The organism is Streptomyces sp. CRN 30, assembly GCF_034105845.1.
In genome coordinates this window covers 14,993-30,429 of the sequence record NZ_JAVRHI010000184.1, presented here as the reverse complement: position 1 = coordinate 30,429, position 15,437 = coordinate 14,993, and the positions used below count along the sequence as shown (strand labels likewise).

At 73.3% G+C, this 15,437-nt stretch carries 15 protein-coding genes; 8 read left to right on the top strand and 7 right to left on the bottom strand.

Translation table 11 applies throughout. The features are described from left to right. The first annotated feature begins 4 nt into the window (after positions 1-4). Positions 5-394 (top strand): hypothetical protein, encoded by a 390-nt coding sequence (locus tag UW392_RS18715; RefSeq protein ID WP_320776168.1) that lies wholly within the window; start codon positions 5-7, stop codon positions 392-394. Positions 395-447: 53 nt separating this feature from the next. Then, positions 448-1,872 carry a S28 family serine protease gene (locus UW392_RS18710; protein WP_320776167.1) on the top strand — a complete coding sequence of 475 codons (1,425 nt, stop codon included), beginning with the start codon at positions 448-450 and terminating at the stop codon, positions 1,870-1,872. A gap of 82 nt (positions 1,873-1,954) precedes the next feature. Here UW392_RS18710 and UW392_RS18705 read toward each other — a convergent pair whose 3' ends face one another. The 3 genes from UW392_RS18705 to UW392_RS18695 all read right to left on the bottom strand — a co-directional run bounded on the left by UW392_RS18705 (position 1,955) and on the right by UW392_RS18695 (position 5,824). Then, complete coding sequence (locus UW392_RS18705; RefSeq protein ID WP_414496374.1) at positions 1,955-2,632, bottom strand: hypothetical protein; 678 nt, start codon at positions 2,630-2,632, stop codon at positions 1,955-1,957. Between the two features lie 122 nt (positions 2,633-2,754). After that, positions 2,755-4,602 carry a glycoside hydrolase family 3 protein gene (locus UW392_RS18700; RefSeq protein ID WP_320776166.1) on the bottom strand — a complete coding sequence of 616 codons (1,848 nt, stop codon included), beginning with the start codon at positions 4,600-4,602 and terminating at the stop codon, positions 2,755-2,757. Between the two features lie 304 nt (positions 4,603-4,906). Continuing rightward, on the bottom strand, positions 4,907-5,824 hold the full coding sequence (locus UW392_RS18695) for a LysR family transcriptional regulator (protein ID WP_320776165.1): 918 nt from the start codon (positions 5,822-5,824) through the stop codon (positions 4,907-4,909). An 89-nt stretch (positions 5,825-5,913) separates the two neighbouring features. Between UW392_RS18695 and UW392_RS18690 the strand changes: the two genes are divergently transcribed. From UW392_RS18690 to UW392_RS67015, 3 genes are all read left to right on the top strand, one after another. Further along, positions 5,914-6,825 carry an EamA family transporter gene (locus tag UW392_RS18690; RefSeq protein WP_320776164.1) on the top strand — a complete coding sequence of 304 codons (912 nt, stop codon included), beginning with the start codon at positions 5,914-5,916 and terminating at the stop codon, positions 6,823-6,825. Between the two features lie 138 nt (positions 6,826-6,963). Next, a complete protein-coding gene (locus UW392_RS18685; protein ID WP_320776163.1) occupies positions 6,964-7,194 on the top strand; it encodes a hypothetical protein in 231 nt (76 codons plus the stop codon). An 11-nt stretch (positions 7,195-7,205) separates the two neighbouring features. Continuing rightward, a complete protein-coding gene (locus UW392_RS67015; protein WP_414496372.1) occupies positions 7,206-8,387 on the top strand; it encodes a hypothetical protein in 1,182 nt (393 codons plus the stop codon). A 19-nt stretch (positions 8,388-8,406) separates the two neighbouring features. On the opposite strand, the gene UW392_RS18675 is transcribed toward UW392_RS67015, so the two are convergent. The 4 genes from UW392_RS18675 to UW392_RS18660 form a co-directional block, all read right to left on the bottom strand. Then, on the bottom strand, positions 8,407-9,207 hold the full coding sequence (locus tag UW392_RS18675) for a sugar phosphate isomerase/epimerase family protein (protein ID WP_320776162.1): 801 nt from the start codon (positions 9,205-9,207) through the stop codon (positions 8,407-8,409). 30 nt (positions 9,208-9,237) lie between these two features. Then, complete coding sequence (locus UW392_RS18670; protein WP_320776161.1) at positions 9,238-10,170, bottom strand: GNAT family N-acetyltransferase; 933 nt, start codon at positions 10,168-10,170, stop codon at positions 9,238-9,240. Between the two features lie 117 nt (positions 10,171-10,287). Then, positions 10,288-10,893 (bottom strand): dihydrofolate reductase family protein, encoded by a 606-nt coding sequence (locus UW392_RS18665; RefSeq protein WP_320776160.1) that lies wholly within the window; start codon positions 10,891-10,893, stop codon positions 10,288-10,290. Positions 10,894-10,996: 103 nt separating this feature from the next. Beyond that, complete coding sequence (locus UW392_RS18660; RefSeq protein ID WP_320776159.1) at positions 10,997-12,043, bottom strand: LacI family DNA-binding transcriptional regulator; 1,047 nt, start codon at positions 12,041-12,043, stop codon at positions 10,997-10,999. A gap of 195 nt (positions 12,044-12,238) precedes the next feature. Between UW392_RS18660 and UW392_RS18655 the strand changes: the two genes are divergently transcribed. The 3 genes from UW392_RS18655 to UW392_RS18645 are packed head-to-tail and all read left to right on the top strand — an operon-like array spanning position 12,239 to position 15,365. Then, positions 12,239-13,390 carry a Gfo/Idh/MocA family oxidoreductase gene (locus UW392_RS18655; protein ID WP_320776158.1) on the top strand — a complete coding sequence of 384 codons (1,152 nt, stop codon included), beginning with the start codon at positions 12,239-12,241 and terminating at the stop codon, positions 13,388-13,390. After that, positions 13,387-14,538: a dihydrodipicolinate synthase family protein gene (locus tag UW392_RS18650; protein ID WP_320776157.1), complete on the top strand. Its 1,152-nt coding sequence runs from the start codon at positions 13,387-13,389 to the stop codon at positions 14,536-14,538. Before UW392_RS18655 ends, UW392_RS18650 begins: the two co-directional genes overlap by 4 nt. After that, entirely contained in the window at positions 14,535-15,365 is an 831-nt protein-coding gene (locus tag UW392_RS18645) for a sugar phosphate isomerase/epimerase family protein (protein ID WP_320776156.1), read from the top strand. The genes UW392_RS18650 and UW392_RS18645 overlap by 4 nt, the downstream gene beginning before the upstream one ends. The last annotated feature ends 72 nt before the right edge of the window (positions 15,366-15,437 follow it).

Here is a 15,437-nt window from a genome sequence, read left to right as displayed (position 1 = left end):
CGGTGTGCGCGACCTACGCGCCGTACGCGGGCGGCTGGCACTGGCCACCGCCGTGCTGACCGCCGCCGGACTGCTCACCGTCGCCACACCGCACACGGCCGAGGCGGCCGCCGCCTGTCCGGGCCGCAAGGTGCGCACCGTTCCGTTCTCCACCGGGTCCGTCGTCCTGTACAAGCGCGGCGGGTACGTCTGCGCGGTCACCCTCCCCAAGAAGGCCGGCAAGAAGCGGAAGATGTCCGTCAGTCTGAAGGCGCGCGGCGGCCGGCCGGTCGTCGACGAGGGGAAGTTCACCTACCGCGCGGGACCGGTCACGGTGCACGCCGGGAGGCGCTGCGTGTGGACCGAGGGCAGAGTGGGCGGCGGGAAGGTCAGCTCCGGCTGGATCCTGTGCTGAGCCACAGCCTTCTGCTAGCTTCCGGCGGACGTCAGTTACCCAGGGGAGGGTGCATGCGCAAGGCGTTCAGATGGCTGCTGGCACTGATGGTGCTCATAGGCACCGTCGGTACGGCGGGTACCGCCACAGCGGCCCGGCCGGAGGCCACCGACATCAAGGACCGACTTCTCGCCGTACCGGGGATGAGCCTGATCGAGGAGAAGCCGTACACCGGCTACCGCTTCTTCGTCCTGAACTACACCCAGCCGGTCGACCACCGGCATCCGTCCAAGGGCACCTTCCAGCAGCGGATCACCGTCCTGCACAAGGACACCGCCCGCCCGACGGTCTTCTACACCGGCGGCTACAGCGTCTCCACCACACCCAGCCGCCGCGAGCCGACCCAGATCGTGGACGGCAACCAGGTCTCCATGGAGTACCGCTTCTTCACCCCGTCCCGGCCCGACCCGGCCGACTGGTCCAAGCTGGACATCTGGCAGGCCGCCAGCGACCAGCACCGCATCTTCAAGGCCCTCAAGGGCATCTACTCCGAGAACTGGATCTCCACGGGCGGCTCCAAGGGCGGCATGACCGCCACCTACTACGAGCGCTTCTACCCGCGTGACATGGACGGCGTCGTCGCCTACGTCGCCCCCAACGACGTGGTGAACAAGGAGGACTCGGCCTACGACCGGTTCTTCGAGACGGTCGGCACCCCCGAGTGCCGCGCCCGGCTGAACGGCGTGCAGCGCGAGGCACTGGTGCGCCGCGCCCCGCTGGAGGAGAAGTACGAGGCGTACGCCGCCGAGAACGGCTACACCTTCGACACCATCGGCTCCCTGGACCGCGCCTACGAGGCGGTCGTCCTCGACTACGTCTGGGGCTTCTGGCAGTACAGCACCCTCGCCGACTGCGACACGATCCCGGCCGACGCGAAGAACGCCACCGACCAGGAGATCTGGGACTCCGTCGACACGATCTCCGGCTTCTCCTTCTACACCGACCAGGGCCTGTCCCCGTACACGCCGTACTACTACCAGGCTGGCACCCAGCTCGGCGCGCCGACGATCCACTTCCCGCACATCGAGAAGAAGTACATCCGCTACGGCTACCAGCCGCCGCGGAACTTCGTGCCCCGTTCCATCCCGATGCGGTTCGAGCCGTTCGTCATGGACGACGTGGACTCCTGGGTGAAGCGCAACGCCCGGCAGATGCTCTTCGTGTACGGGCAGAACGACCCGTGGGGCGCCGAGCCGTTCACGGTCGGCAAGAAGGCGAAGGACAGCTACGTCTTCACCGCGCCCGGCATGAACCACGGCGCCAACGTCGCCGGTCTCGTCCCCGAGGAGAAGGCCCTCGCCACGGCCCGCGTCCTTGACTGGGCGGGAGTCGCCCCGGCGTCGGTCCAGGCCGACCCGTCGGCGGCGAAGCCGCTCGCGAAGTACGACGCCCGCCTCGACACGAGGGACGTCGAGCGCGAGCCCGCACTGCGCCCATAGCTACGTAGCCCCGTAGCCCCGTAGCTCCGTGGCTCCGTGGTTCCGCAGCTCCGTGGTTCCGGGCTCGACAGCGCCCCGCCGTTCACAGCGGCAGGGCGCAGCCCACCGGGCGCGCCCCGCCGAGACGGACGTACAGCGCCGTCGCGGCGGGGCAGCCGGCCCGCTCCCGCACGGCCTCGGTCACCCGGTACTCCGGGGCGTCGTCGCCCGTGGCGGCGCAGGACGTCTCGCGGACCTGCCCGTCGGCGGCCTCGTGCACGCAGTCGCCGACGATGGTGCGGGGGCCGCCCCCGCCGCCGGGGTCGCCGGGGTGCGGCGGCTGGAGGTTGCGCATGCAGGCGTAGCCCAGCTCGACCGCGCCGTCGCCCTTCTCGGTGGGGGACGGGCGCTGGGCGCTGATGTGCAGCACGAAGTCGGTGGTCGCCGGGCAGAGCGGGCCGTCGGCGGGGCGGCCGTCGTGCCGGGCCACGACCCGGGCCGCCGCCCGCTCACTGGAACACGCCACCTCGGTGAAGCTGGTCGTGCCGAACGAACTGCACTCGTCGATCCCGAGGAACACCGCCCCGTACCCGGAGGGCCGCGCCGTCGACGAGGCCGACGAGGCCGGCGAGGACCCGCCGCCGCCCCCGGCCGTCGCCCCGGACGTGCTCTGACACCCCGCCAGGACGGCCACGCACGACGCCGCGAGGACGGCCGCCCGTCCGCCGCCGAACAGTACCCGGGGCACGCCCGGCACCCTCGCCGACCAGTTCCGACGCATCGTCGCCCCCGCATCCCCCGAACCCACCGTCCAGCGTGACCCGCCGCGACCGGCGCACGCCAGCCGCGTGAGGTGTATTGCGCCGGGTGCGGGGAGCGCCCGGGACGTGCGGCGTACGCGCGCTACGACCGGTACGACAGCCCGTGCCCGACGGGGAGGAGCACCGTCGCCGGGTCGTCCGCCCGCATCACCGGCACCGGCAGCCTGCCGCGCGGCCGGACCCGGCCCGCGACGACCCGGGCGGCGGCGCGGACCTCGACGTCCGTCCAGCCGTAGGAGGCGAGGACGGCGTCGGCGTCGGCGAGGTGGGCGACGTCGTAGGGGTTGCGGACGGCGACCGCGACCACCGGCCGGCCGGTCGCCGCCAGCTCCCGTACGAGGGTGATCTGGGCGCTGTTCGCGGTGACGTTGTAGGTGACGGCCACGACGGCGTCGGCGTCGGCGGCCGCGGCGACGGCCCGCGCGACCCCGGCGGCGGTCGGCGCCGTACCGGTGGAGAGCGCGGTCGCCGCGAAGCCCAGCTCGCCGAGGGCCGCCGCGAGCACCCCGGTCGGCGGGCCCGTCGTGCCGGTCGGGGAGGCCGGGTCCGCGCCCACCACGAGGAGCCGCGGGGTGCGGCGCCGGGAGAGCGGCAGCAGCCCGCTGTCATCGGCGAGGAGGGTCGTCGTGCGCTCGGCGATCCGGTCGGCCGCCGCGAGGTGCGCGCGGGTGCCGACGGCGCGGTCCACCCCGTGCGGCGGGGTGGCGGCGGACCGGAACAGACCGAGCCGCGCCTTCAGCCGCAGCACGCGCAGGATCGATTCGTCCAGCCGGGCCTCGGTGAGTTCGCCGTCGCGTACGGCGGTCAGCACCGCGTGCCACGCCAGGTCCAGGTCGGGCGGGTTGAGGAGCTGGTCGACGCCCGCCTTCAGGGCCAGCACCGGCACCCGGTCGTCGCCGTACTTCACCCGGACACCCTCCATCGCGAGGGAGTCGGTGACCACCACCCCGTCGTAGCCCAGCTCCTCGCGGAGCAGCCCGGTGAGGATCGGCCGGGACAGGGTCGCCGGGTCGCCGGAGTCGTCGAGGGCCGGGACGACGAGGTGGGCGGTCATCACGACGTCGACACCGGCCGCGATCGCCGCCCGGAACGGCGGCGCGTCCAGCTCCTCCCACTCGGCGCGGCTGTGCGTGATGACGGGGAGACCGGTGTGGCTGTCGACGGCGGTGTCGCCGTGCCCGGGGAAGTGCTTGGCGCACGCGGCGACGCCCGCCCCCTGGTACCCGGCGACCTCGGCGGCCACCAGCGCGGCGACCGCGTCCGGTTCGGAGCCGAAGGAGCGGACGCCGATCACGGGATTGGCGGGATCGACGTTGACGTCGGCGTCGGGGGCGTAGTCCTGCCGGACGCCCATCGCGCGCAGCTCGGTGCCGGAGATCCGGCCGAGGGCGCGGGCGTCGGACCGCGAACCGCCCGCGCCGATCGCCATCGCGCCCGGGAACAGCGTGGCCGGTGCGCCGATCCGGGCCACCGCGCCGTGCTCCTGGTCGGTGGAGATGAGCACCGGCAGCCCGCGCTCCAGCTCCAGGGAGGCCCGCTGGATGCCGTCGGACAGCTCCGCGATCTGGTGCGGGTCACGGGTGTTGTGCGCCCAGGCGAAGTAGATGACGCCGCCGACCCGGTACTTCGCGATCAGCTCGGCGGCGGTGCGGACGCCGATCTCCTTCAGGTTGGCGTCGACGTCGGCCTGGTCGGGGTCGGTGGCGGAGTGGCCGTAGACCCGCATGACGAAGAGCTGGCCGACCTTCTCCTCAAGGGACATGCGGGAGACGAGGGCGCGGAGCCCGGCGTCGGAGGGGACGGCGGCCCGCGCCGACGCGGGGGAGCCGGCCGCGAGGGCCGCGGTCACCCCGGCGGTGACGCCCGCACCGGCGGCGAGGAGGGTACGTCTGGAGGGCTGAGCGGCGCTTGACGTGCTGCTGTCGGGCACGAGCGCTCCTTCCGGACTGAAGGAAACTTCCGAGCTGTCAGCAATATCCGGGAAGTTTTCGCCAGTCAAGGGAACGCACAGGGACCGGGAGACGGGCCGGGCGAGGGGCCGCCACCGGCGCAGTCGGAGGGGCGCGCCGGTGGCGGCACGCTGCCGGCCGCGGTACGGCGGAGAGGGTGGTCAGCGATCGCAGCCAGCAGCGAGGGCCGACACCGCACCGCGGAGACTCGTCCGGCAACGCGCGGATTGGACGAGCGGGGACGGGCCGGGGTTCCCGGCTCCCCGCAACTCGGTGCGGGTGCGCTCAGTGGGGCGAGTGGGCCGACGCCGCCGGCCAGTGGGCGCACAGCGCCCGCACCGTCTCGGCGATCGCCGGGCGCCGGGCCGCCCCGGTCCGCCACAGCGCGTACAGCCGCCGCACCGGCATCGGCTCCAGCGGTACCTCGACCACCCCCGGGGGCAGCGGGCCGCGCCCCAGCCGGGGGATGAGCGCGACGCCGAGGCCCGCCGCGACCAGCGCGACCAGCGTCGGGTTCTCGTCGGCCTGGTGGGCGATGTCCGGCTCGTGCCCGGCGGCGCGCAGCGTGCGCAGCAGCCAGTCGTGGCAGACCCGGCCGGGCGGCTGGCAGATCCACCGCTCGCCGCCCAGCTCCTCCCGCCGCACCGCGCCCCGCCCGGCGAAGGGATGGCCCTCGGGTACGAGGAGGTCGCACAGGTCGTCGCCGATGACCGCCTGCTCCACCCCGGCCGGGGCGGGCAGCGGCGCGATGTCCCAGTCGTGCGCGACGACCAGGTCCACCGCGCCCTTGGCCACGAGGTCGACGGAGAGGTGCGGGTCGACCTCGGTGAGGCGCGCGTCGAGCGCGGGGTGCTCACGGGCCAGCTCGGCCAGGACCCCGGGCAGCAGACCGCGCGCCGCCGACGCGAACGCCGCGATGGTCAGCCGTCCCGCGGGCCGCCCCCGCCGCTCCTCAAGCGCCGTCTCGGCCCGTTCCACGATCGCCAGCAACTCGCGTGCGGTGAGGACGAGTTGACGGGCCTCGTCGGTGAGCCGGACGCCGCGCCCCTCCCGCTCCAGCAGGACGGTGCGGGTCTCCCGTTCCAACTTGGCGATCTGCTGGGACACCGCTGAGGACGTGTAGCCGAGCGCCGTCGCGGCGGCGCCGACCGTGCCGTGCACGGAGACCGCGTGCAGGGCCCGCAGACGCTGGAGGTCGAGCATGAACACCCCTCTTCCGGTAAGCAGCGCTTCATCCAACCATGCAGTAATCATCGCTGGTGCTTCACGGTCGCGGCGGAGATGCTCGACGCATGCGACCGTCTCACCTCGCCCTCGCCGTCTCCGTCGCCGTCGTCTGGGGCGTCAACTTCACCGTCATCGAGATCGGCCTCGGCCACTTCCCGCCGCTGCTCTTCTCCGCCCTGCGGTTCCTGGCCGCCGCCCTGCCCGCCGTGTTCTTCGTGGGCCGCCCGAAGGTGGCCTGGAAGTGGATCGTGGCCGTGGGGCTGGCGCTCGGCGTGGCCAAGTTCGGCCTGCTGTTCGTCGGCATGGACGCGGGCATGCCCGCCGGGCTGTCCTCCCTCGTCCTGCAGATCCAGGCGGTCTTCACCGCCGTCATCGCCGCCGTCGTCCTCGGCGAACGGCCCACGCGGGTACGGGTCGCCGGCATGGCGGTGGCTCTCGCCGGCATCGGCGTCGCGGCCTGGGACGAGGGCGCCTCGGGTCCGCTGGGCGCCTTCGCGCTGGTCATCGCGGCGGCCGTCTGCTGGGGCGTCTCCAACGTCCTCACCCGCAAGGCGTCCCCGCCCGACTCGCTGAACTTCATGGTGTGGGTGAGCACCGTCCCCGTCCTGCCCCTGCTGGCGCTGTCCCTGCTTCTGGAGGGACACGACCGCGACCTGGCGGCGCTGCGCGCGCTGGACTGGCAGGGCGCGGGCACCGTCCTCTACGTCGCCTGGGTCACCACCGTCTTCGGGTTCGGCGCGTGGGGCTGGCTGCTGCGCCGCCACCCGGCCTCGGCGGTCGCGCCGTTCTCGCTGCTGGTGCCCGTCTTCGGCATGTCGTCGGCGGCCCTGTTCCTCGGCGAGTCGGTCTCCCCGGCCCGCTGGTGCGCGGCGGCCCTCCTGGTGGGCGGGGTCGCGCTGACCTCGCTGCCGCCCCGACGGCGCGCCGGGGGGCGCGCGGAAAAGGCGCCCGACGGTGATTTCGTGCTCCGGCGCTGAACCCTCGTCCGCTGTAATTCAAATAAGAATGACACCCTCGGGATAAGCGACTTGTCCGGCTTATGGTTCACTCATCTGCCGCGCATCCAACTGAGTGACGCGGCAGTTGGTCGGGATATGAGCAAGGTGACTGGGTGCATGGCCACGCCGAACGTGGTCTTCCTGGGTTCCTACGCATACATCCAGGCCCCGGTGCACTCGGCGGCCACGGTGAACGGAACTCTGACGAGAGGCGGACGCCCTGTGACGCTCAGGGAGTCGGAGTCTATTCTGTGCGAATTTCTGGACGTGCTGGGGGAGCTTCAGGAGGATTTCACCAGACGCCTGGGTGTGATCAAGGAATGCCCCGTCCGCACGCGAGCCGAGTGAGCGGGCCTCATATGTACGACGAAGAACTCGCGTACGGCCGGGGATATCCGGGAAACCACCCGCCCTACTCCGGGTCTCATCAGGACCCGTACCAGGATCCGTACCAGGACCCCTACCAGAACTACTACCGCGACGAGCCGATGGCCCGCGGCCGGCACCGCGGTCCCGCCGGGGACGATGCCGTGCCCCTCGCCCCGGACATGTCCTGGGACGAGGAACTGGCCGTCATGCTCCAGGACGCGCTGGACGAGCAGCGTCCGCCCGACTCTCCGCGGCCGGAAGCGCACGACGGCCCGGCGGAGACCCCGGCCGCCGCCCCCGAACCCGGCAGCCCTCTCGGCAACCTGCGGGACATCACGGAGGAACTGCCGCCGCTGCGGGAGCCCGCGGCCGTCACCCGCAGCCACCGCAAGACCCGCCCGCCACGCGGACCGCGCGGCGCCGAGGCCGTCAGCTACGCCACCGCCGCGCTCGCCACCGTCATCGCCTCCGGTGTCAGCGTGCTCAGCGGCATCGTCGCCTACGACCCGCTGCGCGTCATCGCCCTGCCCCGGACGGAAGCCGGGATGGTGGCCTGGTGGCCGCTGCTCGTCTACGGCCCCTGGCTGGTGGCGTCGCTGTCCGTGCTGCGGGCGGCGCTGCACCAGCGCCGGGCCGTGCACGCCTGGTGCGTCGTCCTCGGCTTCTCGCTCATCGCGGTGTTCCTGTGCGTGGTGCAGGCGCCCGCCACGGTCGTCGACTTCGCGGCCGCCGCCCTGCCGGGACTCGCGGCGCTGGCCTGCTTCCAGCAGCTCGTACGCCAGATCACGCTGACCCGGCCGCCCCGCCGGAACACGCCGCGTCACCGGGTGCGGTCCGAACCCCGGCCGCCGGCGGACCCGGAGACGACCGCCGGGACGTGCGAGGACAGCGCGAGCGGCGCGGAGCCGGCCGGAGCCTCCGGCGACCCCGAGACCGCCGCCACGCCGGACCCCTCCACCGCGCCCGGCACCGCATCCTCCACCGCACCCGGCACCGCCTTCGCCGACCGGCCCGACGGACTCCGGGCCGCCCGGCGGCCGGAACCCGTCCAGGAGTCAGCGCCCCGCGCGCCGGAGCCTGTGCGGACGTACATCATCAGCGACGGCCACCGGCTGCGCGGCCAGGAGACCGGCTGGCCGGGCCCCGTCCCGGGGCCCCGGCGCGCCCGCTGAGGGACCGACCCGATTCAGCTCAGGCCGATTCGTTGAGCAGGCGCCCCAGGTGACGCCGCCCCGCGCCCAGCAGTCCGGGCAGCGGGGCGGCCTTCTCGTACCACCGCTTCTCGTACTCCCAGCACAGCCAGCCGTCCCAGCCGTGCCGGGAGAGCAGGTCCACGCACTCGGTGAGCGGCAGGACGCCCTCGCCGAGCGCCAGCGGGGTGGTGTCCCCGGCGGAGGCGATGTCCTTGACCTGGACATAGCCCAGGTGCGGGGAGAGCGCGGCGTAGGACTCGGCGGGCTCCTCGCCGCCTAGCCAGGTGTGCATCACGTCCCACAGGACACCGGCCCGCAGATGCCCGACGAGACCGAGCACGCGCATCGCGTCGGCGCCGGTGCGGTGCGAGTCGTGGGTCTCCAGCAGGACGGTGACGCCCGCCTCGGCGGCGTACTCGGCGGCCGTGCCCAGCCGCCGGGCGGCGGTCGCGTCCGCGTCGGCCGGGCTCTGGTCGGTGCCGCCGCCGGGGAACACCCGCACGTACGGGGCGCCGAGGTCACGGGCGAGGTCGACGAGCGCGCGGACCTCCGCGAGGACGGGGCCGTCGTCGCCGGGCGCCGCGACACGCGCGTAGCCCGCGACACCGAGGACCGTGATCCCCGCCGCCTCGAACTCGGCGCGCACCGCTCCCCGTTCGTCGGGGGAGAGGCCGGGATGGACCGGTTCCTCGGGGTGGGCGCGGAGTTCGACGCCGTGCCAGCCGTGCTCGGCCGCGAGCCGCAGCACGTCCGTCACGGGCAGACCGGGGACACCGAGGGTGGAGAACGCCAGCTTCATGACCTCGGACCCTACCCGCCGGCGCCCGCCTCACTCCCGTGTCGCCGTGAGGTCGAGGCGCCAGTCCTGGCCGACCAGGTCCTTGCCGAAGGAGTGGTGCGGTTCCTCGGCGACGAGGACGAAACCGTGCCGCTCGTAGAGACGCCGGGCCGCGCCGAGGACGTCGTTGGTCCACAGCACCAGCTGCTGGTGGCCGGTCTCCCGGGCGAAGGCGACGACCGCCGCCACCAGCCGGTCCCCGATGCCGAGCCCGCGCGCCTCCGGCTCGACCAGCAGCAGCCTGAGCCGGGCGGTGGCGGGCGCGGAGTCCCGTACGCACAGCACGCAGCCCACCGGCCGGCCGTCCAGCTCGGCGATCCACACCCGTTCCCGGCGCGGGTCCCGGTGCTCGGCGTGGTCCGCGACGATCCGGGCGACGAGGACCTCGTAATCGGCGTTCCACCCGTACTCGGCCGTGTACAGCGCGGCGTTGCGCTGCACGATCCAGCCCAGGTCGCCGGGGTACGGCTCGCGCAGGACGACGTCCTCGGGGCCGGGGCGCCGCTTGTCCGCGAGGATGTCCCGGACGGTGCGCAGCGCGTCGGAGAGCCGGGCGCGGTTGGCGGCCGGGACCCCTGAGAGCAGCGAGCCGGCCGACTCGTCCGCCCGCTCGTTCAGCAGCGCGGCCGTCTCCCGCCCGCGCGCGGTCAGGGTCACCCTGACCCGGCGGGAGTCCTTGCGGGACGGGGCCCGTTCGACCAGTCCGTCCCCTTCGAGCCGGTTGAGGACGCGGCTGAGGTAGCCCGCGTCCAGGAGCAGCGCGGCCCGCAGGTCGGCGGCGTCCGTGCGCGGCGAGTGCGCCAGCTCGTACAGGACGCGGGACTCGGTGAGGCTGTACGGCGCGTAGAGGCTGCGGCCGTAGTCGAGGGCGCCGATGACGCCCGTGTAGAAGCGGTTGAAGGCGCGGAAGTCCTGGACGGTCATGGTCGTCGCCCCCGAGCGGTCGACTCCTTCACCCCTGACTCTCTGACTCGGTCAGAGGTCCCGTGGCCGGGAGAGTAACCGCCCGGCGGCGACCCGTCCATGGCCCCGGCCGCGCGCTCAGGAAGCGGGCGCCGCCAGGTAGCGGCAGACCTGGGCCCCCGTGGGCGCGGCGGCCGAGGAGGCCAGCCGGAAACCGCGCAGCACCCCGTCCCCGGGGAAGATCGTCTTGCCGCCGCCGAGGATCACCGGCATGACGATCAGCAGCAGTTCGTCGACGAGGCCCTCGTGCAGCAGCAGCCGGGCGAGCGAGGGACTGCCCATCATCAGCAGCCCGCCGCCTTCGCCCTCGCCGCCCTCGGCGCGCAGCTTGCGCAGGTGGGCGGCGGCCTCCGAGCCGGGCACACGGGTGGTGTTCCAGACCATGTCGGCGTCGGTGAGGCTGTCGGAGACGACGTACTTCGGGGCGGCGTTGATCCGGTCGGCGAAGGGGTCGCCGGCCTGCGCGGGCCACGCCTGCGCCATCACCTGCCAGGTCCGCCGCCCGTACAGCAGCGCCTCCGTCTGGGTCAGCGCGGTGTAGAACGCCCCGCCGACCACCTCGGGGTCGAAGTACGGCCCCGTCCACCCACCGTGCGCGAACCCTCCGTCGGTGTCCTCCTCCGGCCCTCCGGGGGCCTGCACGACCCCGTCGAGACTGATGAACTCACTGATCACGATCCGCATGGGTTACCTCCTGTCTCTCAGCCCGTCCGGCGTTCGAGGACGAGGCCGTTCAGGCCGAAGCGGGGGCGCGGGGGCGCAGCCCCCGACCGTGACCGGAACTGTCTCAGACCCGCGGCTGCCCGGACGACCCCCGCACCATCAATTCCCCGCGCACGGTCGCGATCCCCCCGGGCGGCGCCTCCTCCCGCCCCATGGCGATCCGCCCCGCCCGCGCCCCCGCCTCGGCCAGCGGCAACCGCACCGTCGTCAGCGCCGGCACCGCGTCGACGGAGAACGGCAGATCGTCGAACCCGGCCACCGACACGTCCCCCGGAATGCCCAGCCCCGCCTCGCGCAGCGCCGCGCACGCTCCCAGCGCGACGGAGTCGTTCGCGGCGACCACCGCGGTCAGCGACGGGTCCCGCCGCAGCAGCTCCAGCGTCGCCTCGTAGCCGGACCGGCGGTCGTAGCGGCCGTGGACCGTCCAGCGCGGGTCCTCCTCGATGGAGTGCGCGGCGAGCGCCGCCCGGTGCCCCTCCAGGCGGTGCCGGGTCGTGGTGCGCTCCTGCGGCCCCGCGATGTACCCGAGCCGCCGGTGCCCGAGCCCGATGAGGTGCTCGGTCAGCTCCTTCCCGCCGCCCCGGTTGTCGAAGGTGAGCGCGATCGCCCCGGTCTCCGGCGCCGGGGGCCGCCCGCAGAGCACCACCCGCGTCCCGGCCTCCGTCAGCTTGCGCAGCTTCGCCGCGACGGCCGCCTGGTGCGGCGCGTCCTCCATCGCGCCGCCGGTCAGCACCACGGCCGCGGCCCGCTGCCGTTGCAGCAGGGTGAGGTAGGTCAGTTCGCGCTCCGGGGTGCCGCCCGTGTTGCAGACGACGGCGAGCCGCTCCCCGCCGGCCCGGCCGCCCGGTCCGCCGATCTCCGACTGGATGGCGCTCGCCATGATCCCGAAGAACGGGTCGGCGATGTCGTTGACCAGGATGCCGACCAGGTCGGAGGTGGCGGCGGCGAGCGCGCTCGCCGGGCCGTTGAGCACGTAGTCCAGGTCGTCGACCGCCTTCAGCACCCGCTCGCGGGTGGACGCGGCCACCGGGTAGTTCCCGTTCAGCACGCGCGACACCGTCGCGGGTGAGACCTGTGCGCGGGCCGCCACGTCCGCCAGGGTCACCGTCATGTCCTCGTCCTTCCGCCTCGTCGTCCAGGGGTCTGTTCGTCCCCTCGAACAACTCGCCCCGGCGGCGGTCTTGTCCGGACCACCGTGCACAGGCTAGCTTCGTATCAGATAGAAAGCGCTTGCTGTGTCACTCACCAGTCAGCCAGTGAACGGTGGGGCGTACGCGGCACGCGGACCGCGTACGAAGGGAATGACGTGACACGCAAGACGGTGCGCATCGCCATGAACGGCGTGACCGGACGCATGGGCTACCGCCAGCACCTCGTCCGCTCGATCCTCGCCCTGCGCGACCAGGGCGGACTCGACCTCGGCGACGGCACGGTGCTGTGGCCGGAGCCGGTCCTGGTCGGCCGCCGCGAGTACGCGCTCAAGGCGCTCGCCGAGCGGCACGGCCTGGAGCACGTCTCGACGGACGTGGACGCGGTCCTCGCCGACGACAGCGTCGACATCTACTTCGACGCCCAGGTGACCTCCGCCCGCGAGGAGGCGATCAGGAAGGCGATCGCCGCGGGCAAGCACGTCTACACCGAGAAGCCGACCGCCACCGGCCTCGACGGCGCCCTGGAACTGGCCCGCCTCGCGAACGCGGCCGGCATCAAGCACGGCGTCGTCCAGGACAAGCTGTTCCTGCCGGGCCTGCTCAAGCTGAAGCGCCTCATCGACGGCGGCTTCTTCGGCCGCGTCCTCTCCGTGCGCGGCGAGTTCGGCTACTGGGTCTTCGAGGGCGACTGGCAGTCCGCGCAGCGCCCCTCCTGGAACTACCGCTCCGAGGACGGCGGCGGCATCGTCGTCGACATGTTCCCGCACTGGGAGTACGTCCTGCACGAGCTGTTCGGCCGCGTGAAGTCCGTCCAGGCCCTCACCGCCACCCACATCCCGCAGCGCTGGGACGAGAACGGCAAGCCCTACGACGCCACCGCCGACGACGCCGCGTACGGCGTCTTCGAGCTGGACGGCGGCGCGATCGCCCAGATCAACTCCTCCTGGGCGGTCCGCGTCAACCGCGACGAACTGGTCGAGTTCCAGGTCGACGGCACGGAAGGCTCGGCGGTCGCGGGCCTGCGCGACTGCCGCGTCCAGCACCGCAGCGCCACCCCGAAGCCGGTCTGGAACCCCGACATCCCCGCCACCGAGGCCTTCCGCGACCAGTGGCAGCAGGTCCCCGACAACGGCGAGTTCGACAACGGCTTCAAGGCCCAGTGGGAGCTGTTCCTGCGCCACGTCTACGCCGACGCCCCCTACCACTGGGACCTCCTGGCCGGCGCCCGCGGCGTCCAGCTCGCCGAACTGGGGCTCAGGTCCTCGGCGGAGGGCCGCCGCCTCGACGTGCCGGAGATCGCGCTGTGACCCTCCACCTGCCGGGCGCGGACGGCCGCCCGCGCGTCTACGAGCCCCGTACCGAACCCCTGGCCCTCTCCGGAGGAAGCGCTTTCACCTCCCGTACGGTCTTCTCCGCCGCGCACGTCGTCGCCGACCCGTTCGCCGATGTGTCGCCGGACTCCCCGGCCGCCGTCGACTGGGACGCCACCCTCGCCTTCCGCCGCCATCTGTGGTCCCACGGCCTGGGCGTCGCCGAGGCCATGGACACCGCCCAGCGCGGCATGGGCCTGGACTGGGCGGGCGCCGCCGAGCTGATCCGCCGCAGCGCCGCCGAGGCGAAGTCCGTCGGCGGCCGCATCGCCTGCGGCGTCGGCACCGACCAGCTCGCCGCGGGCACCCTGGCCGACATCCGCGCCGCCTACGAGGAACAGCTCGCCGTCGTGGAGGAGTCGGGCGCCCAGGCCATCCTCATGGCCTCCCGCGCCCTCGCCGCCACCGCCCGCGGCCCCGAGGAGTACCTGGAGGTCTACGGTCACCTGCTGCGCCAGGCCGCCGACCCCGTGATCCTGCACTGGCTGGGCCCCATGTTCGACCCGGCCCTTGAGGGCTACTGGGGCTCGTCCGACCTGGACGCGGCCACCGACACCTTCCTCCAGGTCATCGCCGCCCACCCCGACAAGGTCGACGGCATCAAGGTCTCCCTGCTCGACGCGGAGCGCGAGGTCGACCTGCGCCGCCGTCTGCCGCAGGGCGTCCGCTGCTACACCGGCGACGACTTCAACTACCCCGAGCTGATCGCTGGCGACGACCAGGGCTTCAGCCACGCCCTGCTCGGCATCTTCGACCCGCTGGGCCCGCTCGCCGCCGAGGCGGTCCGCGTCCTGGACACCGGCGACACCGACGGCTTCCGCGCCCTCCTCGACCCCACCGTCGAACTCTCCCGGCACCTCTTCCAGGCGCCCACCCGCTTCTACAAGACCGGCGTGGTGTTCCTGGCCTGGCTCTCCGGCCACCAGTCCCACTTCACGATGGTCGGCGGCCTCCAGTCGGCCCGCTCCCTGCCGCACCTCGCCCGCGCCTACGAACTCGCCGACTCCCTCGGCCTGTTCCCCGACCCGAAACTGGCGGAGGACCGGATGCGGACCCTCCTGTCGCTGCACGGAGTGAACCAGTGACCGACCTGTCCCGCTTCTCCATCAACCAGATGACGGTCAAGCAGCTCTCCCTGCCCGAACTCGCCGACGCCTGCGCCGGACTGGGCGTCACCAACGTCGGGCTGTGGCGCGAGCCCGTACAGGAGTACGGCGTGGAGGCGGCGGCCAAGCTGGTCCGCGACGCGGGCCTGACCGTCACCACCCTGTGCCGGGGCGGCTTCCTGACCGCGTCCGACCCGGGCGAGCGGACGAAGGCCCTGGCCGACAACCGCCGAGCCGTCGACGAGGCCGCCACCCTCGGCACCGACACCCTCGTCCTCGTCTCCGGCGGCCTGCCCGCCGGCTCCCGGGACCTGCACGGCGCCCGCGAACGCATCGCCGACGCCCTCGCCGAACTCGGCCCCTACGCCGAGCGGCACGGCGTCCGCCTCGCCATCGAGGCACTGCACCCGATGTACGCCTCGGACCGCTGTGTCGTCTCCACCCTGACCCAGGCCCTGGACCTCGCCGAGCGGTTCCCCGCCCACCAGGTCGGCGTCACCGTGGACACGTACCACATCTGGTGGGACGACCGGGCGCCGGAGCAGATCGCCCGCGCGGGCGCCGGCGGCCGCATCCACACCTTCCAGCTCGCCGACTGGACCACCCCGCTCCCCGAGGGCGTCCTCAACGGCCGCGGTCAGATCGGCGACGGCGCGATCGACATGCGGGAGTGGAAGGCGTACGTCGAGGAGGCCGGCTACACCGGCCCCATCGAGGTGGAACTGTTCAACGAGGGCCTGTGGGCGCGGGACGGCCGCGAGGTCCTGGCGGAGACGGCCCGGCGGTTCGTGGAGCACGCGGTGTAGGCGCGACGGACCGCGCGAAAAAAAATTCTGGAAGCCGTGCAACCCTTTCCGCACCCAGCGTGTCGTACTTGG